At 64.7% G+C, this 22,261-nt stretch carries 21 protein-coding genes and 1 tRNA gene; 2 read left to right on the top strand and 20 right to left on the bottom strand.

Annotation, left to right across the window (positions count from 1 at the left end; translation table 11 throughout):
* Positions 1-7 precede the first annotated feature (7 nt).
* The 20 genes from mce to AC3WLX_RS24215 form a co-directional block, all read right to left on the bottom strand.
* Entirely contained in the window at positions 8-412 is a 405-nt protein-coding gene (gene mce, locus AC3WLX_RS24310) for a methylmalonyl-CoA epimerase (protein WP_094891744.1), read from the bottom strand.
* 14 nt (positions 413-426) lie between these two features.
* Complete coding sequence (locus AC3WLX_RS24305) at positions 427-2,097, bottom strand: ribonuclease J (protein WP_492337863.1); 1,671 nt, start codon at positions 2,095-2,097, stop codon at positions 427-429.
* On the bottom strand, positions 2,097-2,903 hold the full coding sequence (locus AC3WLX_RS24300) for a biotin--[acetyl-CoA-carboxylase] ligase (RefSeq protein ID WP_492337862.1): 807 nt from the start codon (positions 2,901-2,903) through the stop codon (positions 2,097-2,099). The genes AC3WLX_RS24305 and AC3WLX_RS24300 overlap by 1 nt, the downstream gene beginning before the upstream one ends.
* Before the next feature lies 1 nt (position 2,904).
* Complete coding sequence (gene nuoN / locus AC3WLX_RS24295) at positions 2,905-4,341, bottom strand: NADH-quinone oxidoreductase subunit NuoN (RefSeq protein WP_492337861.1); 1,437 nt, start codon at positions 4,339-4,341, stop codon at positions 2,905-2,907.
* Between the two features lie 22 nt (positions 4,342-4,363).
* Positions 4,364-5,872 (bottom strand): NADH-quinone oxidoreductase subunit M, encoded by a 1,509-nt coding sequence (locus tag AC3WLX_RS24290; RefSeq protein WP_492337860.1) that lies wholly within the window; start codon positions 5,870-5,872, stop codon positions 4,364-4,366.
* Positions 5,873-7,957: an NADH-quinone oxidoreductase subunit L gene (gene nuoL, locus AC3WLX_RS24285; RefSeq protein WP_492337859.1), complete on the bottom strand. Its 2,085-nt coding sequence runs from the start codon at positions 7,955-7,957 to the stop codon at positions 5,873-5,875.
* Positions 7,958-7,965: 8 nt separating this feature from the next.
* Positions 7,966-8,274 (bottom strand): NADH-quinone oxidoreductase subunit NuoK, encoded by a 309-nt coding sequence (gene nuoK / locus AC3WLX_RS24280; protein WP_008547737.1) that lies wholly within the window; start codon positions 8,272-8,274, stop codon positions 7,966-7,968.
* Positions 8,271-8,909, bottom strand: a complete 639-nt coding sequence (locus AC3WLX_RS24275; RefSeq protein WP_492337858.1) for an NADH-quinone oxidoreductase subunit J — start codon at positions 8,907-8,909, stop codon at positions 8,271-8,273. The genes nuoK and AC3WLX_RS24275 overlap by 4 nt, the downstream gene beginning before the upstream one ends.
* 9 nt (positions 8,910-8,918) lie before the next feature.
* Positions 8,919-9,407: an NADH-quinone oxidoreductase subunit NuoI gene (nuoI, locus tag AC3WLX_RS24270; protein WP_024341235.1), complete on the bottom strand. Its 489-nt coding sequence runs from the start codon at positions 9,405-9,407 to the stop codon at positions 8,919-8,921.
* 14 nt (positions 9,408-9,421) lie between these two features.
* Positions 9,422-10,489 (bottom strand): NADH-quinone oxidoreductase subunit NuoH, encoded by a 1,068-nt coding sequence (nuoH, locus tag AC3WLX_RS24265; RefSeq protein ID WP_492337857.1) that lies wholly within the window; start codon positions 10,487-10,489, stop codon positions 9,422-9,424.
* A 10-nt stretch (positions 10,490-10,499) separates the two neighbouring features.
* On the bottom strand, positions 10,500-12,575 hold the full coding sequence (gene nuoG, locus AC3WLX_RS24260; protein WP_492337856.1) for an NADH-quinone oxidoreductase subunit NuoG: 2,076 nt from the start codon (positions 12,573-12,575) through the stop codon (positions 10,500-10,502).
* A 5-nt stretch (positions 12,576-12,580) separates the two neighbouring features.
* Positions 12,581-13,906, bottom strand: a complete 1,326-nt coding sequence (gene nuoF / locus AC3WLX_RS24255; RefSeq protein ID WP_492337855.1) for an NADH-quinone oxidoreductase subunit NuoF — start codon at positions 13,904-13,906, stop codon at positions 12,581-12,583.
* A gap of 15 nt (positions 13,907-13,921) precedes the next feature.
* The gene (locus AC3WLX_RS24250) at positions 13,922-14,122 is read right to left on the bottom strand and encodes a hypothetical protein (RefSeq protein WP_050991808.1); all 201 of its coding nucleotides are present in this window, start codon (positions 14,120-14,122) and stop codon (positions 13,922-13,924) included.
* Positions 14,122-14,733: an NADH-quinone oxidoreductase subunit NuoE gene (gene nuoE, locus AC3WLX_RS24245; RefSeq protein WP_291627416.1), complete on the bottom strand. Its 612-nt coding sequence runs from the start codon at positions 14,731-14,733 to the stop codon at positions 14,122-14,124. Before nuoE ends, AC3WLX_RS24250 begins: the two co-directional genes overlap by 1 nt.
* Positions 14,734-14,745: 12 nt before the next feature.
* Positions 14,746-15,711, bottom strand: coding sequence for an FkbM family methyltransferase (locus AC3WLX_RS24240; RefSeq protein WP_492337917.1), 966 nt, complete (start codon positions 15,709-15,711; stop codon positions 14,746-14,748).
* Positions 15,711-16,907, bottom strand: a complete 1,197-nt coding sequence (locus AC3WLX_RS24235; protein WP_492337854.1) for an NADH-quinone oxidoreductase subunit D — start codon at positions 16,905-16,907, stop codon at positions 15,711-15,713. The genes AC3WLX_RS24240 and AC3WLX_RS24235 overlap by 1 nt, the downstream gene beginning before the upstream one ends.
* A 2-nt stretch (positions 16,908-16,909) precedes the next feature.
* Positions 16,910-17,521 (bottom strand): NADH-quinone oxidoreductase subunit C, encoded by a 612-nt coding sequence (locus AC3WLX_RS24230; RefSeq protein WP_291629202.1) that lies wholly within the window; start codon positions 17,519-17,521, stop codon positions 16,910-16,912.
* 11 nt (positions 17,522-17,532) lie between these two features.
* Positions 17,533-18,114, bottom strand: a complete 582-nt coding sequence (locus AC3WLX_RS24225) for a NuoB/complex I 20 kDa subunit family protein (protein ID WP_492337916.1) — start codon at positions 18,112-18,114, stop codon at positions 17,533-17,535.
* On the bottom strand, positions 18,111-18,476 hold the full coding sequence (locus AC3WLX_RS24220; protein ID WP_008547797.1) for an NADH-quinone oxidoreductase subunit A: 366 nt from the start codon (positions 18,474-18,476) through the stop codon (positions 18,111-18,113). Before AC3WLX_RS24220 ends, AC3WLX_RS24225 begins: the two co-directional genes overlap by 4 nt.
* A gap of 680 nt (positions 18,477-19,156) precedes the next feature.
* Complete coding sequence (locus AC3WLX_RS24215) at positions 19,157-21,406, bottom strand: TonB-dependent siderophore receptor (RefSeq protein ID WP_492337853.1); 2,250 nt, start codon at positions 21,404-21,406, stop codon at positions 19,157-19,159.
* A gap of 375 nt (positions 21,407-21,781) precedes the next feature.
* On the opposite strand from AC3WLX_RS24215, the gene AC3WLX_RS24210 reads away from it, so the two are divergent.
* Together AC3WLX_RS24210 and AC3WLX_RS24205 are read left to right on the top strand one after the other, a co-directional pair.
* A complete protein-coding gene (locus AC3WLX_RS24210) occupies positions 21,782-21,985 on the top strand; it encodes a hypothetical protein (protein ID WP_025036625.1) in 204 nt (67 codons plus the stop codon).
* Positions 21,986-22,144: 159 nt separating this feature from the next.
* Positions 22,145-22,221: transfer RNA gene (locus tag AC3WLX_RS24205), tRNA-Asp, on the top strand.
* The last annotated feature ends 40 nt before the right edge of the window (positions 22,222-22,261 follow it).

Below are 22,261 nucleotides of genomic sequence, written 5' to 3'. Positions count from 1 at the left end.
GCTCGGCCTATGCCTGCTCGATCTCGACCAGCGCGCCCGAGAAATCCTTCGGATGCAGGAACAACACCGGCTTGCCGTGGGCGCCGATCTTCGGCACGCCGTCGCCGAGCACCCGCGCGCCCTCCTTCACCAGCGTGTCGCGCGAGGCGATGATGTCGACGACCTCGTAGCAGATGTGGTGGATGCCGCCGTCGGGGTTGCGCTCGACGAATTTTGCGATCGGCGAGGCCTCGCCGAGCGGCTCGATGAACTCGATCTTGGTGTTGGGCAGCGTCGCAAACACGGTGATGACGCCGTGCTCGGGCAGCGGCACGGCTTCCGAGATCTGCGCGCCAAAGGCGGTGCCGTAGATCTTCGCGGCCTTGACCGCGTCCTTGGTCGCGATCGCAACGTGGTTGAGGCGGCCCAGCATGCGTCTTCTCCCCTTTACACCGTCAGCACATGTACCAGACAGGGGGGCTTTTTGCCCCAGTGTTCGTTGATGACGGCCCGGACGGCGCGTCGCACCGTCTCGGCCAGCGCGTCGGGATCGCGGCGGCGCGGCTTCGGCAACCCCTCGATGGTGGAGACCACCGCATCGAAAACGATGTCATCGAAGGCTTCGCCCGCCCTGTTCTTCTCGGGGATGCCGACCAGATCGACCTCGGGATCATCGGCCAGTTCGCCCTGCCCGGTCATGGCGATGGCGACGAAGGCGCAGCCGGAGAAGGCCATGCGGCGACGCTCGACCACGGCGCGGGATTTGGAATCCTCCAGGATGGTGCCGTCCTTGTAGAGACGGCCCGACGGCACCTCGCCGACGATGCCGGGATCGCCGGGACCGAGCTTGACGAGATCGCCGTCGCGGCAGACCAGCACGCGCGGCACGCCGGCGGCGCGCGCCAGCTTGGCGTGCTCGTGCAGATGCAAGGCCTCGCCGTGGACCGGGATCAGGAGCTGCGGCTTCACCCAGGAAATCAGGTCGCGCAATTCGTCGCGGCGGGGATGGCCAGAGACGTGGACGAGCGCGTCGCGGTCGGTGACGATCTCGACGCCTTGCAGGACCAGATTGTTGATGATCGAGCCGACGGCCTTCTCGTTGCCCGGTATGGTGCGTGAAGAGAAGATGACGGTATCGCCACGGTTGAGCGTGATTTCGGGATGATCGTCATTGGCGACGCGCGCCAGCGCGGCGCGCGGCTCGCCCTGGCTGCCGGTGCACAGCGCCAGCACCTTGTCCTGCGGCAGGTGGCCGTAGACGTCCGGCGAGCGGAAGTTCTGCACGCCGTCGAGATAGCCGGTCTCACGCGCGACCTGCACCACGCGCTCCATGGCGCGGCCGACCACGACGACCTCGCGGTCGGCGGCCTTTGCGGCCTCGGCCACCGCCTTGATCCGGGCGACGTTGGAGGCGAACGTCGTGACGGCGACGCGGCCCTTGGCGGATTTCACGAGCTCGATGATGGTGCGGGCGACCTCGGCCTCCGAAGGCGAGCGGCCGTCGCGCACCGCGTTGGTGGAATCGCCGATCAGCGCGAGCACACCTTCCTCGCCGAGTTCGCGCAATCGCTTCTCGTCGGTCGGCGCACCCAGCGTCGGAGTCGGGTCGATCTTCCAGTCGCCGGTGTGCAGCACGATGCCCGCCGAGGTGTGGATCGCCAGCGCATGGGCTTCGGGAATGGAATGCGCGACGGGGATGAATTCGACATTGAACGGGCCGACATCGATGCGGCCGCCCGACGGCACCACCGTCACCGGGATCTGCGGCGCATTGCGCTCAGCGGCGCATTTGGCCTCGAACAAGGCGGCACTGAACTGCGTCGCATAGATCGGGCATTTCAGTTTCGGCCAGAGATCGATGATGGCGCCGAAATGGTCCTCGTGGGCATGGGTCAGCACCAGGCCCATCAGATTCTTGCGCTCTTTCTCCAGAAAACTGATGTCCGGCATGATCAGGTCGATGCCCGGCAAATGCTCCTCGTCGCCGAAGGAGACGCCGAGATCGACCGCCATCCAGGTGCGCTGCTGGCGGTTGCCGAGTCCGTAGATCGACAGGTTCATGCCGATCTCGCCGACACCGCCGAGCGGCGCAAACACGAGTTCGTCGGGCTTTGCCATCACGCAGCTCCCACGGAGGCGACGGGGCCGAAGAACACCTCGCCCGCGGCCACCGGCACGAGGCGGCCCTCCGCGGTGCGAACGATCAGGCAGCCGGTGTCGTCGATGGTGTCAAAAATGCCTTCCAGCGTCGTCGCTCCCGTGTGGATCGCGACCTTCTCCCCGAGGCCCGCGGCGCGCGCCAGCCAGAGCTTACGGATCTCGGCAAAGCCGCGGCCATTGTCCCAGATGCCGCGGAACTCGACCCAGGCATCGGAGAGCGCCGAGAACAGCTCCTCCGCGCTGATCTGGACACCGAGCGCGGCCAGCGAGACCGCGGGCGTCGGGGTGCCCTCGGGCGCGGCAACGACGTTGGTGCCGATGCCGACCACGACGGCGAGGCCGCCGGCGACGGCCTCGGCCTCGAGCCCGATGCCGACCAGCTTCTTGCCGCCGGCAAGCACGTCGTTCGGCCATTTCAGGGCGTAGCGGGGGCGGCCTTCGCCGAGGCGCAGGGCGGCCTCGAGGCTGACTTTCTCCAGCGCCGCCTCTTCCGCCAGCCCGGCGGCAAAGCCGAGCGTCGCGGCGACGGCGGGGGCGATGTCCATGACTTCGAGGATGCTGGCGGCGAGATTGCCGCGCGGCGCGATCCAGGCGCGCTGGCGACGGCCGCGACCAGCGGTCTGCTCTGAAGTCACGAACCACATCGGGCCGCGCTCGCCGGTCCTGGCGCGCTCGATCGCCTCGGCGTTGGTCGAGCCGGTCCGCTCGAATGCCGCGAGCTTATGGCCCGCTGATATTGCGCGAGGACCGAGTGCGAAAGCCATCCTAGAACAGCGACTTTGCCGCGGCGGAGGCGACGCTCACCACGGGACCCGCGAACAGCGCGAACAGGATGTTGAACAGGCCCGCGACCGCCAGCACCGTCCTCACCTCGATCCTGACCGAATCGACCTTCCCGGCCGGCTCGTCGAAATACATCGTCTTGACGATGGCGAGATAGTAGTAGGCACCGACCACACTGGTCAGCACGCCGACGACGGCGAGCGTGAACAGATTGGCCTTGATCGCGGCGACGAAGACGTACCATTTGGCGAAGAAGCCGGCGAGCGGCGGGATGCCGGCAAGCGAAAACAGCAGCATCGCGAACATGAAGGCGAGCAGCGGGTTGGTCCGCGACAGGCCGGCGAAATCGCTGATCTGCTCCACGGCCTGGCCGTTGCGCTTCATGGCGAGGATGATCGCGAACGAACCGAGCGTCATCGCAACGTAGATCACGATGTACATCAACACGCCCTGCGCGCCCTCGACCGTGCCGGAGGCGAGGCCGACCAGGGCAAAGCCCATGTGGCCGATCGAAGAATAGGCCATCAGGCGCTTGATGTTGGTCTGGCCGATCGCGGCGAAGGAGCCGAGCGCCATCGAGGCGATCGAGACGAACACCAGGATCTGCTGCCACTGCGAGACGATGCCGGGGAATGCGGTCAGCGTCACGCGGGTGAAGACCGCGAGCGCGGCCACCTTTGGCGCGGACGCGAAGAAGGCCGTGACCGGGGTCGGCGCGCCCTCGTAGACATCAGGCGTCCACATATGGAACGGCACGGCCGAGACCTTGAAGCAGAGACCGACGAGCAGGAAGACGAGGCCGAACACCAGGCCGACATTCGAGACCGTCGCGACAGCGGCGATGCCGGTGAAGCTCACCGTGCCGGTGAAGCCATAGACCAGCGACGCCCCGTACAGCAGCATGCCCGAGGACAGCGCACCGAGCACGAAATACTTCAGGCCGGCTTCGGTCGACTTGGCATTGTCGCGGTTCGAGGCCGCGACGACATAGAGCGCCAGCGACATCAATTCGAGGCCGAGATAGAGCGAGATCAGGTCGCCGGCCGAGATCAGCACCATCATGCCGAGCGTCGAAAGCAGCACCAGGATGGCGTATTCGAAGATGCGGCGCGAGGGATCGGACAGGAACTCGGTCGACAGCACCAGCGTCACCGCCGAGCCGACCAGGGCCAGGATCTTCATGAAGCGGGCGAAGTCGTCGACGATGAAGCTGCCGCCAAAGGTGACATGCTTGCCCGCGGGCTGCATGTACACCAGCACGCCTACCACGATCAGGAGCACCACTGCCAGCGACGTGACGGTGCTGGTCGTCTCCTGCCCGCGAAAGGCGCCCAGCATCAGGAGCGCCATGGCGCCGACCGCGAGCACGAGCTCGGGCAGCACCGGCGCCAGTTGATAACCTGCAATCACAAAGTTCATGGCGATATCCTGACCTGCCCGCTCACTGGAGCAGTGCGGCGGCCTTCACGGCCGTCACGGCGGAGTTGTAGTTGTTGACGAGTTGCTGCACCGAAGCGGCCGACATGTCGAGCACCGGCTTCGGCCAGACGCCGAACAGGATCGTCAGGGCGATCATCGGAAACAGCGTCAGGCACTCCCGGAAGGTGAGATCCTTCATGCTCGCCAGCTGTGGCTTGACCAGCGCCCCGAAAACGACCTTGCGGTACAGCCACAGCGCATAGGCCGCCGACAGGATCACGCCGAAGCTGGCGAAGAACGCGGTCGGGATCGAGACCTTGAAGGTGCCGAGCAGCGTCATGAACTCGCCGACGAAGCCGCTGGTGCCGGGCAGGCCGACATTGGCCATGGTGAAGACCATGAACGTCATCGCGTAAAGCGGCATCCGGTTGACGAGGCCGCCATAGGCCGCGATCTCGCGAGTGTGCAGCCGGTCGTAGACGACGCCGACGCAGAGGAACAGCGCGCCGGAGACGATGCCGTGCGAGATCATCTGGAACACGCCGCCGGCGACGCCCTGCATGGTGCCCGCGAAGATGCCCATAGTGACGAAGCCCATATGGGCCACCGACGAGTACGCGATCAGCTTCTTCATGTCCTCCTGCATCAGCGCCACCAGCGAGGTGTAGATGATGGCGATGGCCGAGAGCGTGAAGACCAGCGGCGCGAAGTCGTGCGAAGCCAGCGGGAACATCGGCAGCGAGAAGCGCAGGAAGCCGTAGCCGCCCATCTTCAGCAGGATCGCAGCGAGCACCACGGAGCCCGCGGTCGGCGCTTCCACGTGCGCGTCCGGCAGCCAGGTGTGCACCGGCCACATCGGCATCTTCACCGCGAAAGAGGCGAAGAAGGCGAGCCACGCCCAGGTCTGCAAGTTGCGCGGCACGGCGGTGTGCATCAGGGTCGGGATGTCGGTGGTGCCGCCGTTCCAGTACAGCGCCATGATGGCGAGCAGCATCAGGACCGAGCCGAGCAGCGTGTAGAGGAAGAACTTGAACGAGGCATAGACCCGGCGCGGACCGCCCCAGACCCCGATGATCAGGAACATCGGGATCAGGCCGCCCTCGAAGAACAGGTAGAACAGCACGAGATCGAGCGCCGAGAAGGTGCCGATCATCAGCGTTTCCAGGATCAGGAACGCCATCATGTATTCGCGGACGCGGTTGGTGACCGACTTCCAGCTCGCGATGATGCAGAACGGCATCACGGCGGTGGTCAGGATCACCAGCGGCAGCGAGATGCCGTCGACGCCCATGTGGTAGGTGATGCCGGTGGCGAGCCAGTTCGCCTTCTCGACGAACTGGAAGTCGGGATTGCTGGCATCGAAGCGCATGACCAGGATCACCGACACCGCGAAGGTGATCAGCGTGGTCCACAGCGCGATCCAGCGCGAGTTGCGCTGCGCCGCCTCGTCGTCGCCGCGGCTGAGATAGACGATCAGCGCGCCGACCAGCGGCAGGAACGTCGTGACCGAAAGGATGGGCCAGGTTGTCATTTACTGGCCTCCAAAGCCGAACATGAACCAGGTGATCAGGCCGGCAGCGCCGATCAGCATGGCGAATGCGTAGTGATAGAGATAGCCGGTCTGGATCTTCACGACGTTGCGGGTGACGTCGAGCACGCGGGCCGAGACGCCGTCGGGCCCAAAGCCGTCGATGATGAGGCCGTCCCCCTTCTTCCAGAGCTGGTAGCCGAGCCACTTCGCCGGACGGACGAAGATGATGTCGTAGAGCTCGTCGAAGTACCATTTGTTGAGCAGGAACTGGTACAGCATCGGCTGCGTGTTCGCGAGCTCGACCGGCAAATAGGGCCGGCGGATGTAGAACAGGTAGGAGACGAGGAAGCCCAGCACCATCATGACCGTCGGTAGGAAGGCGATGGTCTGCGGGATGTGGTGCATCTCCTCGATGATGTGCGGGTTCATCTTCACGGACTCGCGGAAGAACTCCTGCACGCCATGACCGGCGAACAGCTCCTTGAACGGCAGGCCTGCGACGAACGAGCCGACCGCGAGCACGCCGATCGGAATCAGGATCCAGAGCGGAGCCTCATGCGCGGCCTCGTAGTGATGCTGGTCATGCGGCTCGCCGTGGAAGGTCTTGAAGATCAGGCGCCAGGAGTAGAACGAGGTCAGACCCGCGGCGACGATCGTCATCAGGAAGCCGTACACCGCGAACGGATTGTGCGAGACGTAGGCGGCCTCGATGATCGCATCCTTGGAGAAGTAGCCGGCGGTGAGCGGGAAGCCGGTCAGCGCCAAGGTGCCGACCACCATCACCGCATAGGTGTAGGGGATCTTCTTCCAGAGCCCGCCCATGTTGCGGATGTCCTGCTCGTGGTGCATCGCGTAGATCACTGAACCGCTTCCCAAGAACAACAGCGCCTTGAAGAAGGCATGTGTGAACAGGTGGAACATGCCGACCGAATAGGCCCCCGCTCCCATCGCCACGAACATGTAGCCGAGCTGCGAACAGGTCGAGTACGCGACGATGCGCTTGATGTCGTTCTGGACCAGGCCGATCGTGGCGGCGAAGAACGCGGTGGTCGCGCCGAAGAACATCACGACGGCCTGTGCGTTCGGGGCGAGTTCGAACAGCGGCGACAGCCGCGCCACCATGAACACGCCGGCGGTGACCATGGTCGCGGCGTGGATCAGCGCCGAGACCGGGGTCGGGCCCTCCATCGCGTCCGGCAACCAGGTGTGCAGCAGGAACTGCGCCGACTTGCCCATCGCGCCCATGAACAGCAACAGGCAGGTCAGCGTCAGCGCGTCGGCCTGCCAGCCGAGGAAGTTGATGGTCTTGCCGGTAAGGCCGGGCGCAGCATGGAAGATGGTCTCGAAATCGGTCGAGCCGACCAGCATGAACACCGCGAAGATGCCGAGCGCAAAACCGAAATCGCCGACGCGGTTGACCACGAAGGCCTTGATCGCGGCGGCGTTGGCCGACGGCTTCTGGTACCAGAAGCCGATCAGGAGGTAGCTGGCGAGACCCACGCCCTCCCAGCCGAAGAACAGCTGCACGAGGTTGTCCGCCGTCACCAGCATCAGCATGGCGAAGGTGAACAGGCTGAGATAGCCGAAGAAGCGCGGCCGGTTCGGGTCCTCGTCCATGTAGCCGATGGAATAGAGGTGCACGAGGGAGGACACGGTCGTCACCACCACGAGCATCACGGCTGTGAGCGTGTCGACGCGCAGCGTCCACCAGACTTGGAGGTCGCCGGAGAAGATCCAGGGCAACAGCTGGATCCTGTAGTCGTGATGCATGAAGCCGACGTCGACCAGTGTCATCCAGGACAAGGCCGCCGAGACGAACAGCAGCGCCGTGGTGATCAACTCGGCCGCGCGCGAGCCTGCCGCCGGCGGCTCGGCCGGGCCGTGGGCGTGATCGTCGTGGCCGTGGTTGTCATGGCCATCGGAGTCATGAGCCGCCGCAGCGTGAGCGTCGCCGTGGCCGTGCCCATGGTCGCCGTGATGCTCGACCTCGTCGCCCGAGGGGTTGCGGGCGTGCGCGCCGACGAGCGCGATGAGGCCGGCCAGAATGGCACCCAGCAGAGGCAGGAAAACAATTGCCTGAACCATTTGAGAGCTCAGCCCTTCATCAGATTGACGTCCTCAACCGCGATCGAGCCGCGGTTGCGGAAATAGACCACCAGGATGGCGAGACCGATCGCGGCTTCGGCGGCCGCGACGGTGAGCACCAGCAGCGCGAAGACCTGGCCGACGATGTCGCCGAGGAAGGTCGAGAAGGCCACGAGGTTGATGTTGACCGAGAGCAGGATCAGCTCGATCGACATCAGGATGACGATGATGTTCTTGCGGTTCAGGAAGATGCCGAGGATGCCGAGCGTGAACAGGATCGCGCCGACCGCCAGATAATGTCCGAGCCCGATCGTCATTTCACCCACTCCGCCGCATCGGCATCCGAGAGCCCCTGCCCCGGCGCCACCTTGCGCATCGCCATCGCCATTTCGGGGGTGCGCGCGTTCTGAACGTTGATGTCCTGCCGCTTCACGCTCGCCTTGTGGCGCAGCGTCAGCACGATGGCGCCGATCATGGCGACCAGGAGCACCATGCCCGAGAGCTGGAAGTAGTGGATGTACTTGGTATAGAGCACGAGCCCGAGCGCCTCGGTGTTGGAGACGTCGGCCGGAATCGCCGCCGTGATCGTCTTGGAAACGCCGGGATTGATCACCCAGAAGCCGACGGTGAGCAGCAGCTCGAACAGGAAGATGCCGCCGATCACGAGGCCGACCGGCAGGTACTCGATGAAGCCCTCGCGCAGCTCGAGGAAGTCGACGTCGAGCATCATGATGACGAACAGGAACAGCACGGCCACGGCGCCGACATAGACGACGATCAGCATCATGCCGAGGAATTCGGCGCCCATCAGCACGAACAGGCCGGAGGCGTTGACGAAGGCCAGGATCAGGTACAGCACGGAGTGCACGGGATTGCGCGAGACAATCACCATCACCGCCGAGGCGACGCAGACGCCGGCGAACAGATAGAAGAACAGCGCGGGAAGGATCATGCCCTCACCTCACCGGTACGGCGCGTCGAGCTCGATCGCTTTCGCGATCTCGCGTTCCCAGCGGTCGCCGTTGGCGAGCAGCTTGGCCTTGTCATAGTAGAGCTCCTCGCGGGTCTCGGTCGCGAACTCGAAGTTCGGACCTTCGACGATGGCGTCGACCGGACAGGCCTCCTGGCAGAGGCCGCAATAGATGCACTTCACCATGTCGATGTCGTAGCGCACCGTGCGGCGCGTGCCGTCGTTGCGGCGCGGGCCGGCCTCGATGGTGATGGCCTGCGCAGGGCAGACCGCCTCGCACAGCTTGCAGGCGATGCAGCGCTCCTCGCCGTTCGGATAGCGGCGCAGCGCGTGCTCGCCGCGGAAGCGCGGCGAGATCGGGCCCTTCTCGAACGGATAGTTCAGCGTCGGCTTCGGCTGGAAGAAGTAACGCATGGCGAGGAAGAACGCCGAGACGAATTCCGACAGCAGAAGCGAGCGTGCAGTGGCGTTGATATTGATACCCATGACGGCCCTCACTTCGGCGCGATGCCGGCGAAGTGCAGCACGCCGGCCACCACGATCACCATCACCAGCGACAGCGGCAGGAACACCTTCCAGCCGAGGCGCATCAGTTGGTCGTAGCGGTAGCGCGGCACGATCGCCTTTGCCATCGCGAACAGGAAGAACATGAAGAACAGTTTCAGCGAGAACCAGATGATCCCCGGCACCCAGTTGAAGGGCGGCAGGTCCACCGGCGGCAGCCAGCCTCCGAGAAACAGGATAGTGGCCAGCGCGCACATCGTGACGATCGCGACATACTCGCCGAGCATGAACAACAGGTACGGCGTCGAGCCGTACTCCACCATGAAGCCGGCCACGAGCTCGGATTCGGCTTCGACGAGGTCGAAGGGCGGACGGTTGGTTTCCGCCAGCGCCGAGACGTAGAACACCACGAACATCGGGAACAGCGGCCAGACGTACCAGTTCAGGATCGTCAGCTGCGGCAACCCGATCAGGCTGGCAAGGCCGCGGGTGTGCTGGGCCTCGACCACGGCGGTCAGATTCAGAGTGCCGGCACAGAGCAGCACGGTGATGATGACGAACCCGATCGAGACTTCGTAGGACACCATCTGCGCCGCCGAGCGCAGCGCCGCCAGGAACGGATATTTCGAGTTCGACGACCAGCCGGCCATGATGATGCCGTAGATCGACAGCGACGAGATCGCGAAGATGAAGAGGACGCCGACATTGATGTCGGCGATCACCCAGCCGAGATTGGTCGGGATCACGGCCCAGGCGGCGAGCGCGAGCACGCACGAGACCAGGGGAGCGAGAAGAAACACGCCCTTGTTGGCGCCGGCCGGGATGATCGGCTCCTTCAGCACGAACTTGAGCAGGTCCGCGAAGGATTGCAGCAGGCCCCAGGGGCCGACGACGTTGGGGCCGCGCCGGATCTGCACCGCCGCCCAGATCTTGCGGTCGGCGAGCAGTATATAGGCGATCGCGACCAAGAGGACGACGAGCACGAGGACGCTCTGCGCGACCATGATGATCAGCGGCCAGAGAAATCCGGTCCAGAATGCACTTTCGAAGAATTCCATCAGATCACGCTCACTCCGCTGCGGTCAGCATGTGCCCGGAGGCGAGGCGCGAGCATTCCGCCATCACGGCGGATGCACGCGCGATTGGGTTGGTCAGATAGAAGTCCTCGACCAGCGGCTTGAACGGCGCCTTTTCGGGCGAGCCGCCCTTGCCTGCCAGCTTCTTGATCTGGTCGGCGGAGCCGGCCTCGATCTGGTCGAGACGGATCAGATGCGGCACGGCCTTGAAGATCGCCTGGCGGAGGGCTTGAAGCGAGTCATAGCCGAGCTTCTTGCCGACCGCCTCGGACAATGCGCGGATGATCGCCCAATCCTCGCGGGCTTCGCCCGGCGGAAACGCGGCGCGGCCGGTCATCTGCACGCGGCCTTCGGTGTTGACGTAGATTGCCGACTTCTCGGTATAGGCCGCCGCCGGCAGGATCACGTCGGCGCGGTGCGCGCCGCGGTCGCCATGGGTGCCGATATAGACGACGAAGGTGCCATCGGGCGCGTTGATCTCGTCGGCCCCGAGCAGGAACAAAAGGTCCAGCGTGCCAAAGGTCGTCATCTGCGCGGCGTTCAGGCCGCCTCCGGTCGCGGCAAAGCCGATATCGAGCGCACCGACGCGCGAGGCGGTCTCGTGCAGCACGCCAAAGCCGGTCCAGCCGTCCTTCACTGCGCCCACATCGAGCGCCAGCTTGGCGGCTGCGGCGAGGATCGCCGCGCCGTCATGACGCGCGGCAGCAGCGGCGCCGACCAGGATGATGGGGTTCTTGGCGCTCTTCAGCACGTCCATAAAGGAGTGCTTGCCGGCGGCGAGCTCGCCGAGGGTATCGGTGCCCGCGCCGAGGTGGTCGTAATCGTAGGTCAGGTCGGGCCTGGGGCCGATCACGCCGACCTTGAAGCCGCCCGCGCGCCAGCGCTTGCGGATGCGGGCGTTGAACACGGCCGCCTCTTTGCGCGGGTTGGCGCCGATGATGAGGAGCGCATCTGCCTGCTCGACGCCGGCCAGCGTCGGGTTGAAGATGTAGGAGCCGCGGCCGAGCGCGGGATCGAAGGCGTCGCCGCCCTGCACGGCCAGATTGGCCGAGCCGAACCTGGCGAGCAGGTCCTTCAGCGCGAACATCTCCTCGACACCGGCAAGGTCGCCGGCGATGGCGCCGATGCGCTTGCCGTCGGTGCGCGCCGCCTTGGCGGCGATCGCGGCAAAGGCCTCCTGCCAGCTTGCCGCGCGCAGCTTGCCGGCCTCGCGGATGTAGGGACGGTCGAGCCGCTGGGTGCGCAGGCCGTCGACGACGTGCCGGGTCTTGTCCGAGATCCACTCCTCGTTCACGGCCTCGTTGATGCGCGGCAGGATGCGCATCACCTCGCGGCCGCGGGTATCGACGCGGATGGCCGAGCCGAGGCCGTCCATGACGTCGATCGACTGGGTCTTGCCGAGCTCCCACGGGCGCGCCGCGAACGCATAGGGCTTCGAGGTCAGCGCGCCGACCGGGCAGATATCGACGAGATTGCCCTGCAATTCCGAGCTCAGCGCGTGCTCGAGATAGGTCGTGATCTCCATGTCCTCACCGCGGCCGGTGGCGCCCATCTCCGGCGCGCCGGCGACTTCCGCCGAGAAGCGGACGCAGCGCGTGCACTGGATGCAGCGGTTCATCGAGGTCTTGACCAGCGCGCCGAGATATTTGTCCTCGACTGCGCGCTTGTTCTCGGCGAAGCGGCTGGTGTCGACGCCGTAGCCCATCGCCTGGTCCTGCAGGTCGCACTCGCCGCCCTGGTCGCAGATCGGACAGTCCAGGGGATGGTTGATCAGAAGGAATTCCATCACGCCTTCGCGCGCCTTCTTCACCATCGGCGAACGCGTCGAGATCTCCGGCGGTTCGCCCTTGGGGCCCGGACGGCAGTCGCGCACGCCCCAGGCGCAGCTCGCGACCGGCTTCGGGCCGCCCTTCACCTCGACGAGGCACATCCGGCAATTGCCGGCGATCGACAGCCGCTCGTGATAGCAGAAGCGCGGAATCTCGGCGCCGGCCGCCTCGCACGCCTGAAGCAGCGTGTACTCGGCGGGGACATCGATCTCTTTGCCGTCGATGATGAGCTTGGTCATGTCTCTTACTCCGCCGCGACCATGTTCACGGGATCGCGGACGCCGATATCGTCGACATCGGCCTTGTGCGAATACTGGTCGATGCGCGCTTCGATCTCGTGACGGAAATGCGTGATAAGGCCCTGGATCGGCCAGGCGGCGGCGTCGCCGAGCGCGCAGATGGTGTGACCCTCGATCTGCTTGGTGACTTCCAGCAGCATGTCGATCTCGCGCTTGTGGGCGCGGCCCTCGGCCATGCGGGTCAGGACGCGCCACATCCACCCCGTGCCTTCGCGGCACGGCGTGCACTGGCCGCAGCTCTCATGCTTGTAGAAATAGGAGATGCGGGCGATGGCGCGGATCAGGTCGGTCGACTTGTCCATCACGATTACGGCCGCGGTGCCGAGGCCCGAGCGCAGCTTGCTCAAGCTGTCGAAATCCATCGGGGTGTCGATGATCTGCTCGGCCGGCACCATGCGTACCGACGAGCCGCCGGGGATCACGGCCTTGAGATTGTCCCAGCCGCCGCGAATGCCGCCGCAATGCTTCTCGATCAGCTCGCGGAACGGGATGCCCATGGCCTCTTCGACGTTGCAGGGCCGCTCGACATGGCCGGAGATGCAGAAGAGTTTGGTGCCGACATTGTTCGGACGGCCGATGCCGGCGAACCAGGCCGCGCCGCGGCGCAGGATGTCGGGCGCGACAGCGATGGATTCGACGTTGTTGACGGTGGTCGGGCAGCCGAACAGGCCGACATTGGCCGGGAACGGCGGCTTCAGGCGCGGCTGCCCCTTCTTGCCTTCGAGGCTTTCGAGCAGCGCGGTCTCCTCGCCGCAGATATAGGCGCCGGCGCCGTGCGCGACATAGACGTCGAACGGCCAGCCGTTGAGATTGTCCTTGCCGACCAGCTTGGCCTCGTACGCCTGATCGATCGCGGCCTGCAGGCGCTCGCGCTCGCGGATGAACTCGCCGCGGACATAGATGTAGCAGGCATGCGCGTTCATCGCGAAGCTCGCGATCAGGCAGCCCTCGACCAACAGATGCGGATCATGCCGCATGATCTCGCGGTCCTTGCAGGTGCCAGGCTCGGACTCGTCGGCGTTGACGACGAGATAGCTGGGCCGGCCGTCGGTGGACTCCTTCGGCATGAAGGACCATTTCAGGCCTGTCGGGAAGCCGGCGCCGCCGCGGCCGCGCAGACCCGAAGCCTTCATCTCGTTGATGATCCAGTCGCGGCCCTTGTCGATGATATTCTTGGTGCCGTCCCAGGCGCCGCGGCGCCGCGCACCCTCCAGCCCCCAATCATGGAGGCCGTAGAGGTTCTTGAAGATGCGATCCTTGTCCTCGAGCATATCAGTGCTTTCCGATCAACGAATGGACTGCTTGTAGGCAAGTCCGGCGGCGCAGACGGCGAAGAACAGCGCCCAGAGCAGACTGGTCTCCTGCGAGGCGTTCATGAAGTAACGCTGCAGCAGGAACATAAAGGCAGCCGCGATCGCGGCGTGCATGGCGACGAAGCCCCATTTCTTCACGGCCGCGGTCCCTCCGGTTACGACGAGATCACGCATCAAGTGACCTCCTTGAGTGTGGTCGGGCCGGTGATTGGCGCCGAGAACTGGCGGCCGTTCTGCGGACCGGGCTTGGGCGGATTGCCCGACGCAAAACCGTCGAGCACCTTGCCGAAGCTTTCCTTGGTCAGATCCTCATAGGTGTCCTTGCCGATCATCACCATCGGCGCGTTCACGCAGGCGCCGAGGCACTCGACCTCTTCCCAGCTGAAATTGCCGTCCTTGGACAAATGGAAGGGATCGTGATGGATGCGGTGCTCGCAGACGTGGATCAGATCCTCGGCGCCGCGCAGGCGGCACGGCGTCGTGCCGCAGACCTGGACATGCGCCTTCTTGCCGACGGGGGCGAGCTGGAACATGGTGTAGAAGGTCGCGACTTCCAGCACGCGGATATAGGGCATGTCCAGCATGTCGGCGATGACGCGGATGGCAGCTTCCGGAACCCAGCCATCGTGCTGCTCCTGCGCGCGCCAGAGGATGGCGATGACGGCGGAAGCCTGGCGTCCGGCCGGATATTTCGCGATCTGCTGCCTGGCGAACGCGAGGTTCTCCTCGCTGAACGCAAAGCTCGCGGGCTGAACTTCCTTCGGTGCTAATCGGCGAACGGACATAGCTTCAATCTCTCACTGCATACGGCGCGCGGTTTTCGCATTGAGGGCTTCGATCCTGTCCTGCCAGAATGCGCTTGCGGTGCCGAAAACGTTGTAGCCGACATGGGTCGAGACCTTGATGCGATCGAGGATCGACAGCTCGGTCACGGTCTCCATCCGATTGCTGCGCGGATCGAACACGATCAGCTTCAGCGGGGTCTGTTCGAGAATGTAGCGCGACACCGCGTGCGAGCGGTCGCTGCCGTGCTCCTCGCACATGATGACGCTGTCGGCCTGCAGCAGCCGGGCGCCGCCCTTGATCGCCTCGATCTCGACGCCTTCGACGTCGAGCTTGATCAGGTACTTGCCGGTGCTCGCGACCTTGCCGTCGTCGATCAGATTGTCGAGCGCGATGACCGGCACTTCTTCCCCGCCATCGGAGGGGTCGCCGGCGATGCTGAAGGCCTCGTGCTTGGTGCCCGAGAGCCGCGCGGTGCCGCGGGCCGCACCGATCGCGCACTTCATGGTCTCGAAGCGGCCAGCGTTGACGCGGGCATTGTTGGCGAGCTTCGGATAGTTCTGCCCAGACGGCTCGATCGCGATCGCCTTGTGCGCGCCGAACGGCTTGCTCGAGACCAGCACCGACCAATAGCCGTAATTGGCACCGCAATCGAGCAGCGTGTAGTCGACGTCGACGGAGTTGGCGAACAAGAGCTCGAGCTCGTCCTCGTAATTGTAGGAGCGGTTGAGCAGCTTGCTCCAATAGCCGTCGCCGTAAGGGAATTCGAACACGGCATCGGGATTGAGCCTGATCGCGATGTTGCGCTCGGGCAGCGTCTTGCGCAGCAAATTGGCGCAGGCGATGTAGCCCATATGCGAGAAGTGCGAGGAGATCTTCGATCCCGTCACCAGCGCCAAGGCAGCCGTCCGCTCCCACAGGTTGGCCCCTTCAAGGGCCCCCGAGGCGCGGTCAAACTGGATCGGCGCCTGCTGCCCCATCACCGATCGACCTCTCCGAACACGATGTCGAGCGAGCCGAGGATCGCCGAGACGTCGGCGAGCAGATGGCCGCGGCAGATGTGGTCCATGGCCTGCAGATGGGCAAAGCCCGGCGCGCGGATCTTGCACTTGTAGGGCTTGTTGGTGCCGTCGGCGACGAGATAGACGCCAAACTCGCCCTTGGGCGCCTCGACCGCGGCATAGACCTCGCCGGCCGGCACGTGGACGCCCTCGGTGTAGAGCTTGAAGTGATGGATCAAGGCCTCCATCGAGCGCTTCATCTCGCCGCGGCGCGGCGGAGCGACCTTGTTGTCCTCGACGACGACCGGACCCTTGCCCTCAGGCGCGTTCAGCTTCTGGATGCACTGCTTCATGATGCGCACCGACTGGCGCATCTCTTCCATGCGGATCAGATAGCGGTCGTAGCAGTCGCCGTTCTTGCCGATCGGAATGTCGAAATCCATCTCGGCGTAGCATTCGTAGGGCTGCGACTTGCGCAGGTCCCAGGCCGCGCCCGAGCCGCGCACCATCACGCCGGAGAAACCCCATTCCCAGGCTTCCTTCAGCGGCACCACGCCGATGTCGACGTTGCGCTGCTTGAAGATGCGGTTGGCGGTCAGCAGCCGGTCGAGGTCGTCGACCACCTTGAGGAATGGATCGCACCAGGCCTCGATGTCGTCGACCAGCTTCTGCGGCAGGTCCTGATGCACGCCGCCGACACGGAAGTAGGCCGCGTGCATGCGGCTGCCCGAGGCCCGCTCGTAGAACACCATCAGCTTCTCGCGCTCTTCGAAGCCCCACAGCGGCGGGGTCAGCGCGCCGACGTCCATCGCCTGCGTGGTGACGTTGAGCAGATGCGAGAGGATGCGGCCGATCTCGCAATAGAGCACGCGGATCAGCTGGCCGCGGCGCGGCACCTCGATGCCGAGCAGCTTCTCGGCCGCGAGGCAGAAGGCGTGCTCCTGGTTCATCGGCGCGACGTAGTCGAGCCGGTCGAAATAAGGGATCGCCTGAAGATAGGTCTTCTGCTCGATCAGCTTCTCGGTGCCGCGGTGAAGCAGCCCGATATGGGGGTCAACGCGGGCGACGACTTCGCCATCCAGTTCGAGCACGAGACGCAACACACCGTGGGCCGCCGGATGCTGCGGTCCAAAGTTGATGGTGAAGTTGCGCAGATTTTCAGGTTGCTCGTTCATGATCAGGCCTTCGGTCCCGCCTTCTCATCGCCCGGCAGCGGATAGTCCGCTCCTTCCCACGGCGAAAGGAAATCGAACTTGCGGAATTCCTGGTTGAGCCTAACAGGCTCGTACACCACCCGCTTCTCCTGGTCGTCGTAGCGGACTTCGACGAAGCCGGTGAGCGGGAAATCCTTGCGCAGCGGATGGCCCTCGAAACCGTAGTCGGTGAGGATTCGGCGCATGTCGGGATGACCGACGAAGAACACGCCGTAGAGATCGTAGGCCTCGCGCTCGAACCAGTCGGCGCCCGGGAAGATTTCGATCAGTGACGGCACCTGCGTGGCCTCGTCGGCCTGGGCCTTCAGCCGGATCCGCGCGTTCAAGGTCGGTGACAAGAAGTGGTAGATCACGTCGAAGCGCTTCTCGCGATCCGGATAGTCCACGGCGGTGATGTCGGTGAAGTTGACGAAGCGGCAGCCCGGATCGTCACGGAGGTACTTGACCACCTCGACGATCTTGCTGACCTCGACATCGACCGTCAGCTGGTTGAAGGCCACCGAATGACCGGTGGCGGCGCCCGGAAGCGCGCTCACGATCGTCTGCCCCAGGGCGTCGAGCTTGGCGTCGTCCATGACGTAAAACCTTAGCGTTCGATGGTGCCGGTGCGGCGGATCTTCTTCTGCAGCAGCAGCACGCCGTAGAGCAGCGCTTCCGCCGTGGGCGGGCAGCCCGGCACGTAGATGTCGATCGGCACGATGCGGTCGCAGCCGCGCACGACCGAGTAGGAATAGTGGTAGTAGCCGCCGCCATTGGCGCAGGAGCCCATCGAGATGACGTAGCGCGGCTCCGGCATCTGGTCGTAGACCTTGCGCAGCGCCGGCGCCATCTTGTTGGTCAGCGTTCCCGCGACGATCATCACGTCGGACTGGCGCGGCGAGGCGCGCGGGGCGAAGCCGAAGCGCTCGACGTCGTAGCGCGGCATCGACACCTGCATCATCTCTACCGCGCAGCAGGCCAGGCCGAAGGTCATCCACATCAGGGAGCCGGTGCGTGCCCAGGTGATGAGGTCATCGGTCGCCGCCACGAAGAAGCCCTTGTCGGACAGCTCGGAATTGACCTCGAGAAAGAACGGATCACTGGCCCCGACCGGCTTGCCGGTCGAGGGATCCAGGATGCCCTTGGGAGCCGGAGCGATCACCGGACCTGTGGACGGTGCAGGGTTCAATCCCATTCCAGTGCTCCCTTTTTCCATTCATAGGCGAACCCGACCGTCAGCACGGCGAGAAACACCACCATGGACCAGAAGCCGGTCGCGCCAAGCTTGCCGAACGCCACCGCCCAGGGAAACAGGAACGCCACCTCGAGATCGAAGATGATGAAGAGGATGGCAACCAGATAGAAGCGGACGTCGAACTTCATGCGGGCGTCGTCGAAGGCGTTGAAACCGCATTCGTAGGCCGACAGCTTCTCCGGGTCGGGCTGCTGAAACGCCACGATGAAGGGCGCGATCAGCAACACCAGGCCAATGAGGGCCGCGACCCCGATAAAAACGACGAGTGGAAGATAGTTCTGAAGAATGCCGCTCATTGGCGAGCCCTTTTTCCCGCAGCCTCAAGACAGCCACGGATTCGTCCGATTTGGAATTGTTCTGAGCCTTAGCGCAGTGCACCAATGGGCGCAAGACACGCTCTTTTCAGGCCCTTTGCCGCTCCCTGCGCGGTGAAAATCCCGGAATCACCCCGTGGCTGGTATGGAGCAGATCGCAGGGGGCAGCAAGGCCAGTCACAGTCTCGAAGGACCGGCGGTCATCACATTGCGGCGCACGCACTCGGCTGTGATCGGGCCAGGCTTCGCACAGCTAAAGGCGCGCCTTTCTGATGCGGCAGCGCGTCCAATCCCGGCAATAACCCGCGCAGGCGCCGCCCTGCCGCCGCCCTCTATCCTCACTCAAGCTCCCGCAGAGCCGTGCCGCCGAGGCGCCCTCGAGGGGGCTGCTGCGATCAGGACCGGTGCAACGAGAGACACCTATCCACAGCTCGCGAGCGCTCGAACAGCCATGCGCCACGAAGGGGCCGGGTCTCGTCTGGCGAATGCGTCGGCGGTAGGCTCCAAGCGGCCGCGAGCGCGGCGGCGGCCATCTGTTTGGTCGCTCGCCGCGCTCGGATGAGCTTGGGCCGGGGGGCATAGCCCGTGAGCTCATCGATCTCCTGGCGGATGGTCAGCGGCCGCCCGGTGGGCGGAGCAAAGAATCGCCCTCACCCCTTTCCTCACCATTTGTAGGAGACGCTGGCGGTGACGCGCCGGCGGTCGCCGTAGAAGCAGGAGGAAGCCGACGCGCAGCTCGCGACGTAGATCTTGTCGGTCAGGTTGATGACGTTGAGCGCCGTGCGCCAGTTCTGCCATTCGTAGTGGAGCGCGAGATCGCCAAGGACCACCGCGGGAACCTCGAGCGTGTTGGCGGCGTCCGCCCACGAGGATCCGACATAGCGCACGCCTCCGCCGAAGCCGAACCCTTCGAGCGGCCCGTCCTTGAAGGTGTAGTCGGCCCAGCCCGAGACCAGTAGTTGCGGCGTGTTGGTCGGCGTCTTGCCGACCAGCGACGGATCGAGGTCCCGGCTGTTGAAGAGGTCATAGGCGGTGAAAGCACCGATCAGCTTCAGTTCCCTGGTGGCATTGGCCACCGCTTCGAGCTCGATGCCGCGCGAGGTCACCTCGCCAGTCTGGTTCTGCAAGATCGGCGTGCCCGCCGTCGTCGCCACGTTCTGGCGCTTCAGGTCGAACACGGAGGCGGTGAAATAGCCGTCGAAACCCTTCGGCGCGACCTTCACGCCGATCTCGGTCTGCTGCCCGGTCTCCGGGAGAAAGAGCTGGTTGGTGGCGTTGAGGCCGATGACCGGATTGTAGCTCGTGGCATAGGAGATGTAGGGCGCGATGCCGTTGTCGAAATTGTAGATCAGCCCGGCCCGCCCGCTGAACTTGCTGTCCTCGCGGCTGGCGATGGTCGCGCCGGTGTCCCGCGCCTCCTGCGTCGTCTCGACCCAGTCATTGCGGCCGCTCAGCACCAGCATGAAATTGCCAAGCTTCATCTGGTCCTGGAGATAAGTGCCTGCCTGCTTCTGCGTGATCTGGAAGTTGCGGAACGGCGCGCCCGTCAGCGGAATGCTGAGGCCATAGACCGGATTGAAGACATTGATCGAAGGGACGGTGCCGAAATTGAAGCTCTGGTAGTCGTCGATCTGGTAGCCTTTCAGATCCACCCCGAACAGCATGGTGTGCCGCACCGGCCCCGTGTTGAAGCGATATTCCAGTTGATTGTCGAGATTGGCCTGGTTCGCCGTGTTCTTCGCGTACCAGTTATAGCGGCCCATCGTCGCCGTGTTGATGTTGTCCCAGCCGTTGCCGATGTAGCCGCGATAGGTCAGGTCGATATGCGCGAAGCGCGCATTCTGCCGGAACGTGACGTCGTCGGTGAGATGGCGCTCGAACTGGTAACCGAGCATCTCCTGCTCGCGGGTGAATTTGTCGACGCTGGGATCGCCGGCGAAGAAGCTGGTCGGAATCTTGCCGAAGGGGGCGTTCGTCACCGTGCCCTGATAGGGCAGGAAGTTGATGCCGCGGGTGTCGGTCTTCGAGGCCGATGCGAGCACCGTGAAGGACGTGTCGGCATCCGGTTTCCAAGTGAAGGACGGCGCGATGAAGTAGTTGTTGTCGGGCGTGAAGTCGACCTGCGTGCCGCCGTTCCTGACCTCGCCGACGACGCGATAGAACAGCTTGCCGTCCTGGGGCTGCGTCGCCACGGGACCACCGACATCAAAGCCGACATAGGCGTTGCCGAAATTATTGACGCCGGTCTCGATATAACGGATCGGCTCGGCCGGCGGCATCTTGCTGATGACGTTGACGATGCCGCTCGGGCTCGATCCGCCATAGAGCACGGCGGACGGACCGCGCAGCACCTCGACGCGCTCCATGTTGGACGGCGGCAGCCGCCAGCTCGCATAGGAGGTGTAGAACAGCTGCATCCCGTCGAGGAACAGTCCGATGTCGTCGGACTTGAAGCCGCGGATCAGCCACCAGTCGTTGCGCGTGTCGGCACCGAACGTCCCTGCCCGCACGCCCGCGGTGTAGCGCAGGGTTTCGTCGAGCTTCATCGGCTTCTGGTCGCGGATCTGCTCGGCGCCGATCACCGACACGGACTGCGGTGTTTCCATGATCGGCGTGTTGGTCTTGGTGCCCGAGGAGCTGCGGCCAGCGACGTAGCCGTTCACCGGGCCGCGCGGCGTCTCCACGAAGCCGAGATCGCGCCGCGGCAGTGGCTGTCTCCTCGCAGCGGTCTGCACCGACGATCCCGGAACGCGGCGCTGCGGGGTCGCAGCAGCGCGTCTGCGCGCTTCCGGCGCGGTGACGGTCACCGCCGGCAGGCTCTGCGCGCCGCTCTGCGCGGATGACTGGGCCAGCGATGCCTGCGGCACCAAGACCAAAGCGGATGCGGTCGCCAACACGGCCGACCGCAGCATTCCAAGACTGTTCAACGCGCCACCCCAAAACTGCATGTTCGCTGCGTCATGCCGCCTGTCCCGAGACGGCCTGCGCTTGCGACGACGCTTATGTGAGGGCGCGGGAATCCCCTAATTGAAAGCTTCTTAGAAAGACTCTTAGAAATGCTCGAACATGTCCGCATGTTGCTGCAGGATCGGCGCGCTTTTGGCGGCGATTAGCGCAAGGCGATCGGGCGACCGGAGGCGCCGGACCGGGCCGATCGGCCCTGTCCGAATGAAGCCCGCTGGCCGGGGAGATGAAACCATTTTGCGGAACCCGCGAAACGATCCGGAAACAGATGGACCTTAGAAGAAGAGCCCATAGACGGCGGCAAAGTCCGCCGGGAGGCTCAGATGAACCACTCAATCCATTCCGCTGATCGTGCGACCCACCTGAAGATCGTGGTGGTGGCGCTGGTGGCCGGCATTGCCGTAGCCGGCTTCGGGATCGCAGCCCGCACCAACGCCGATTACAGCCAGACCGCCCAATCCACCCAGGTGATCAAGGCCGGCAAGCCGGTGGTGGTGACGAGTGCCGGGACGTCCGAGATTCGCTGAGACGGCCTCTGCCGGGCTCACCATTGGCCGCCTCCGGGCGGCCTTTTCGTTTTCCAGAGCAATGCTTAGCCAGGACGTCCCGGGCCAGCGCAACGTCCTTGACTTCACCATGTCCCCCCTTTAAGTCCCCCCTCGTTCCGCGCGCGTCGAGCGAACCACGCGGGAGTAGCTCAGTTGGTTAGAGCGCCGGCCTGTCACGCCGGAGGTCGCGGGTTCGAGCCCCGTCTCTCGCGCCATTTTGGCAATCCCCTCATAGTGTTAGCCTGAACTGTGTTG

It is taken from the genome of Bradyrhizobium sp. FW305-F6 (assembly GCF_058782905.1).
The sequence above is the reverse complement of the archived record's forward strand: the minus strand, read 5'-3'. Positions and strand labels throughout refer to the sequence as shown.

Coding starts and splice junctions, on each gene's coding strand:
- mce (WP_094891744.1), bottom strand. CDS start 412: ATGCTGGGCCGCCTCAACCACGTTGCGATCGCGACCAAGGACGCGGTC.
- AC3WLX_RS24305 (WP_492337863.1), bottom strand. CDS start 2,097: ATGGCAAAGCCCGACGAACTCGTGTTTGCGCCGCTCGGCGGTGTCGGC.
- AC3WLX_RS24300 (WP_492337862.1), bottom strand. CDS start 2,903: ATGGCTTTCGCACTCGGTCCTCGCGCAATATCAGCGGGCCATAAGCTC.
- nuoN (WP_492337861.1), bottom strand. CDS start 4,341: ATGAACTTTGTGATTGCAGGTTATCAACTGGCGCCGGTGCTGCCCGAG.
- AC3WLX_RS24290 (WP_492337860.1), bottom strand. CDS start 5,872: ATGACAACCTGGCCCATCCTTTCGGTCACGACGTTCCTGCCGCTGGTC.
- nuoL (WP_492337859.1), bottom strand. CDS start 7,957: ATGGTTCAGGCAATTGTTTTCCTGCCTCTGCTGGGTGCCATTCTGGCC.
- nuoK (WP_008547737.1), bottom strand. CDS start 8,274: ATGACGATCGGGCTCGGACATTATCTGGCGGTCGGCGCGATCCTGTTC.
- AC3WLX_RS24275 (WP_492337858.1), bottom strand. CDS start 8,909: ATGATCCTTCCCGCGCTGTTCTTCTATCTGTTCGCCGGCGTCTGCGTC.
- nuoH (WP_492337857.1), bottom strand. CDS start 10,489: ATGGAATTCTTCGAAAGTGCATTCTGGACCGGATTTCTCTGGCCGCTG.
- nuoG (WP_492337856.1), bottom strand. CDS start 12,575: ATGACCAAGCTCATCATCGACGGCAAAGAGATCGATGTCCCCGCCGAG.
- nuoF (WP_492337855.1), bottom strand. CDS start 13,906: ATGCTCGAGGACAAGGATCGCATCTTCAAGAACCTCTACGGCCTCCAT.
- AC3WLX_RS24250 (WP_050991808.1), bottom strand. CDS start 14,122: ATGCGTGATCTCGTCGTAACCGGAGGGACCGCGGCCGTGAAGAAATGG.
- nuoE (WP_291627416.1), bottom strand. CDS start 14,733: ATGTCCGTTCGCCGATTAGCACCGAAGGAAGTTCAGCCCGCGAGCTTT.
- AC3WLX_RS24240 (WP_492337917.1), bottom strand. CDS start 15,711: ATGGGGCAGCAGGCGCCGATCCAGTTTGACCGCGCCTCGGGGGCCCTT.
- AC3WLX_RS24235 (WP_492337854.1), bottom strand. CDS start 16,907: ATGAACGAGCAACCTGAAAATCTGCGCAACTTCACCATCAACTTTGGA.
- AC3WLX_RS24230 (WP_291629202.1), bottom strand. CDS start 17,521: ATGGACGACGCCAAGCTCGACGCCCTGGGGCAGACGATCGTGAGCGCG.
- AC3WLX_RS24220 (WP_008547797.1), bottom strand. CDS start 18,476: ATGAGCGGCATTCTTCAGAACTATCTTCCACTCGTCGTTTTTATCGGG.
- AC3WLX_RS24215 (WP_492337853.1), bottom strand. CDS start 21,406: ATGCTGCGGTCGGCCGTGTTGGCGACCGCATCCGCTTTGGTCTTGGTG.
- AC3WLX_RS24210 (WP_025036625.1), top strand. CDS start 21,782: ATGAACCACTCAATCCATTCCGCTGATCGTGCGACCCACCTGAAGATC.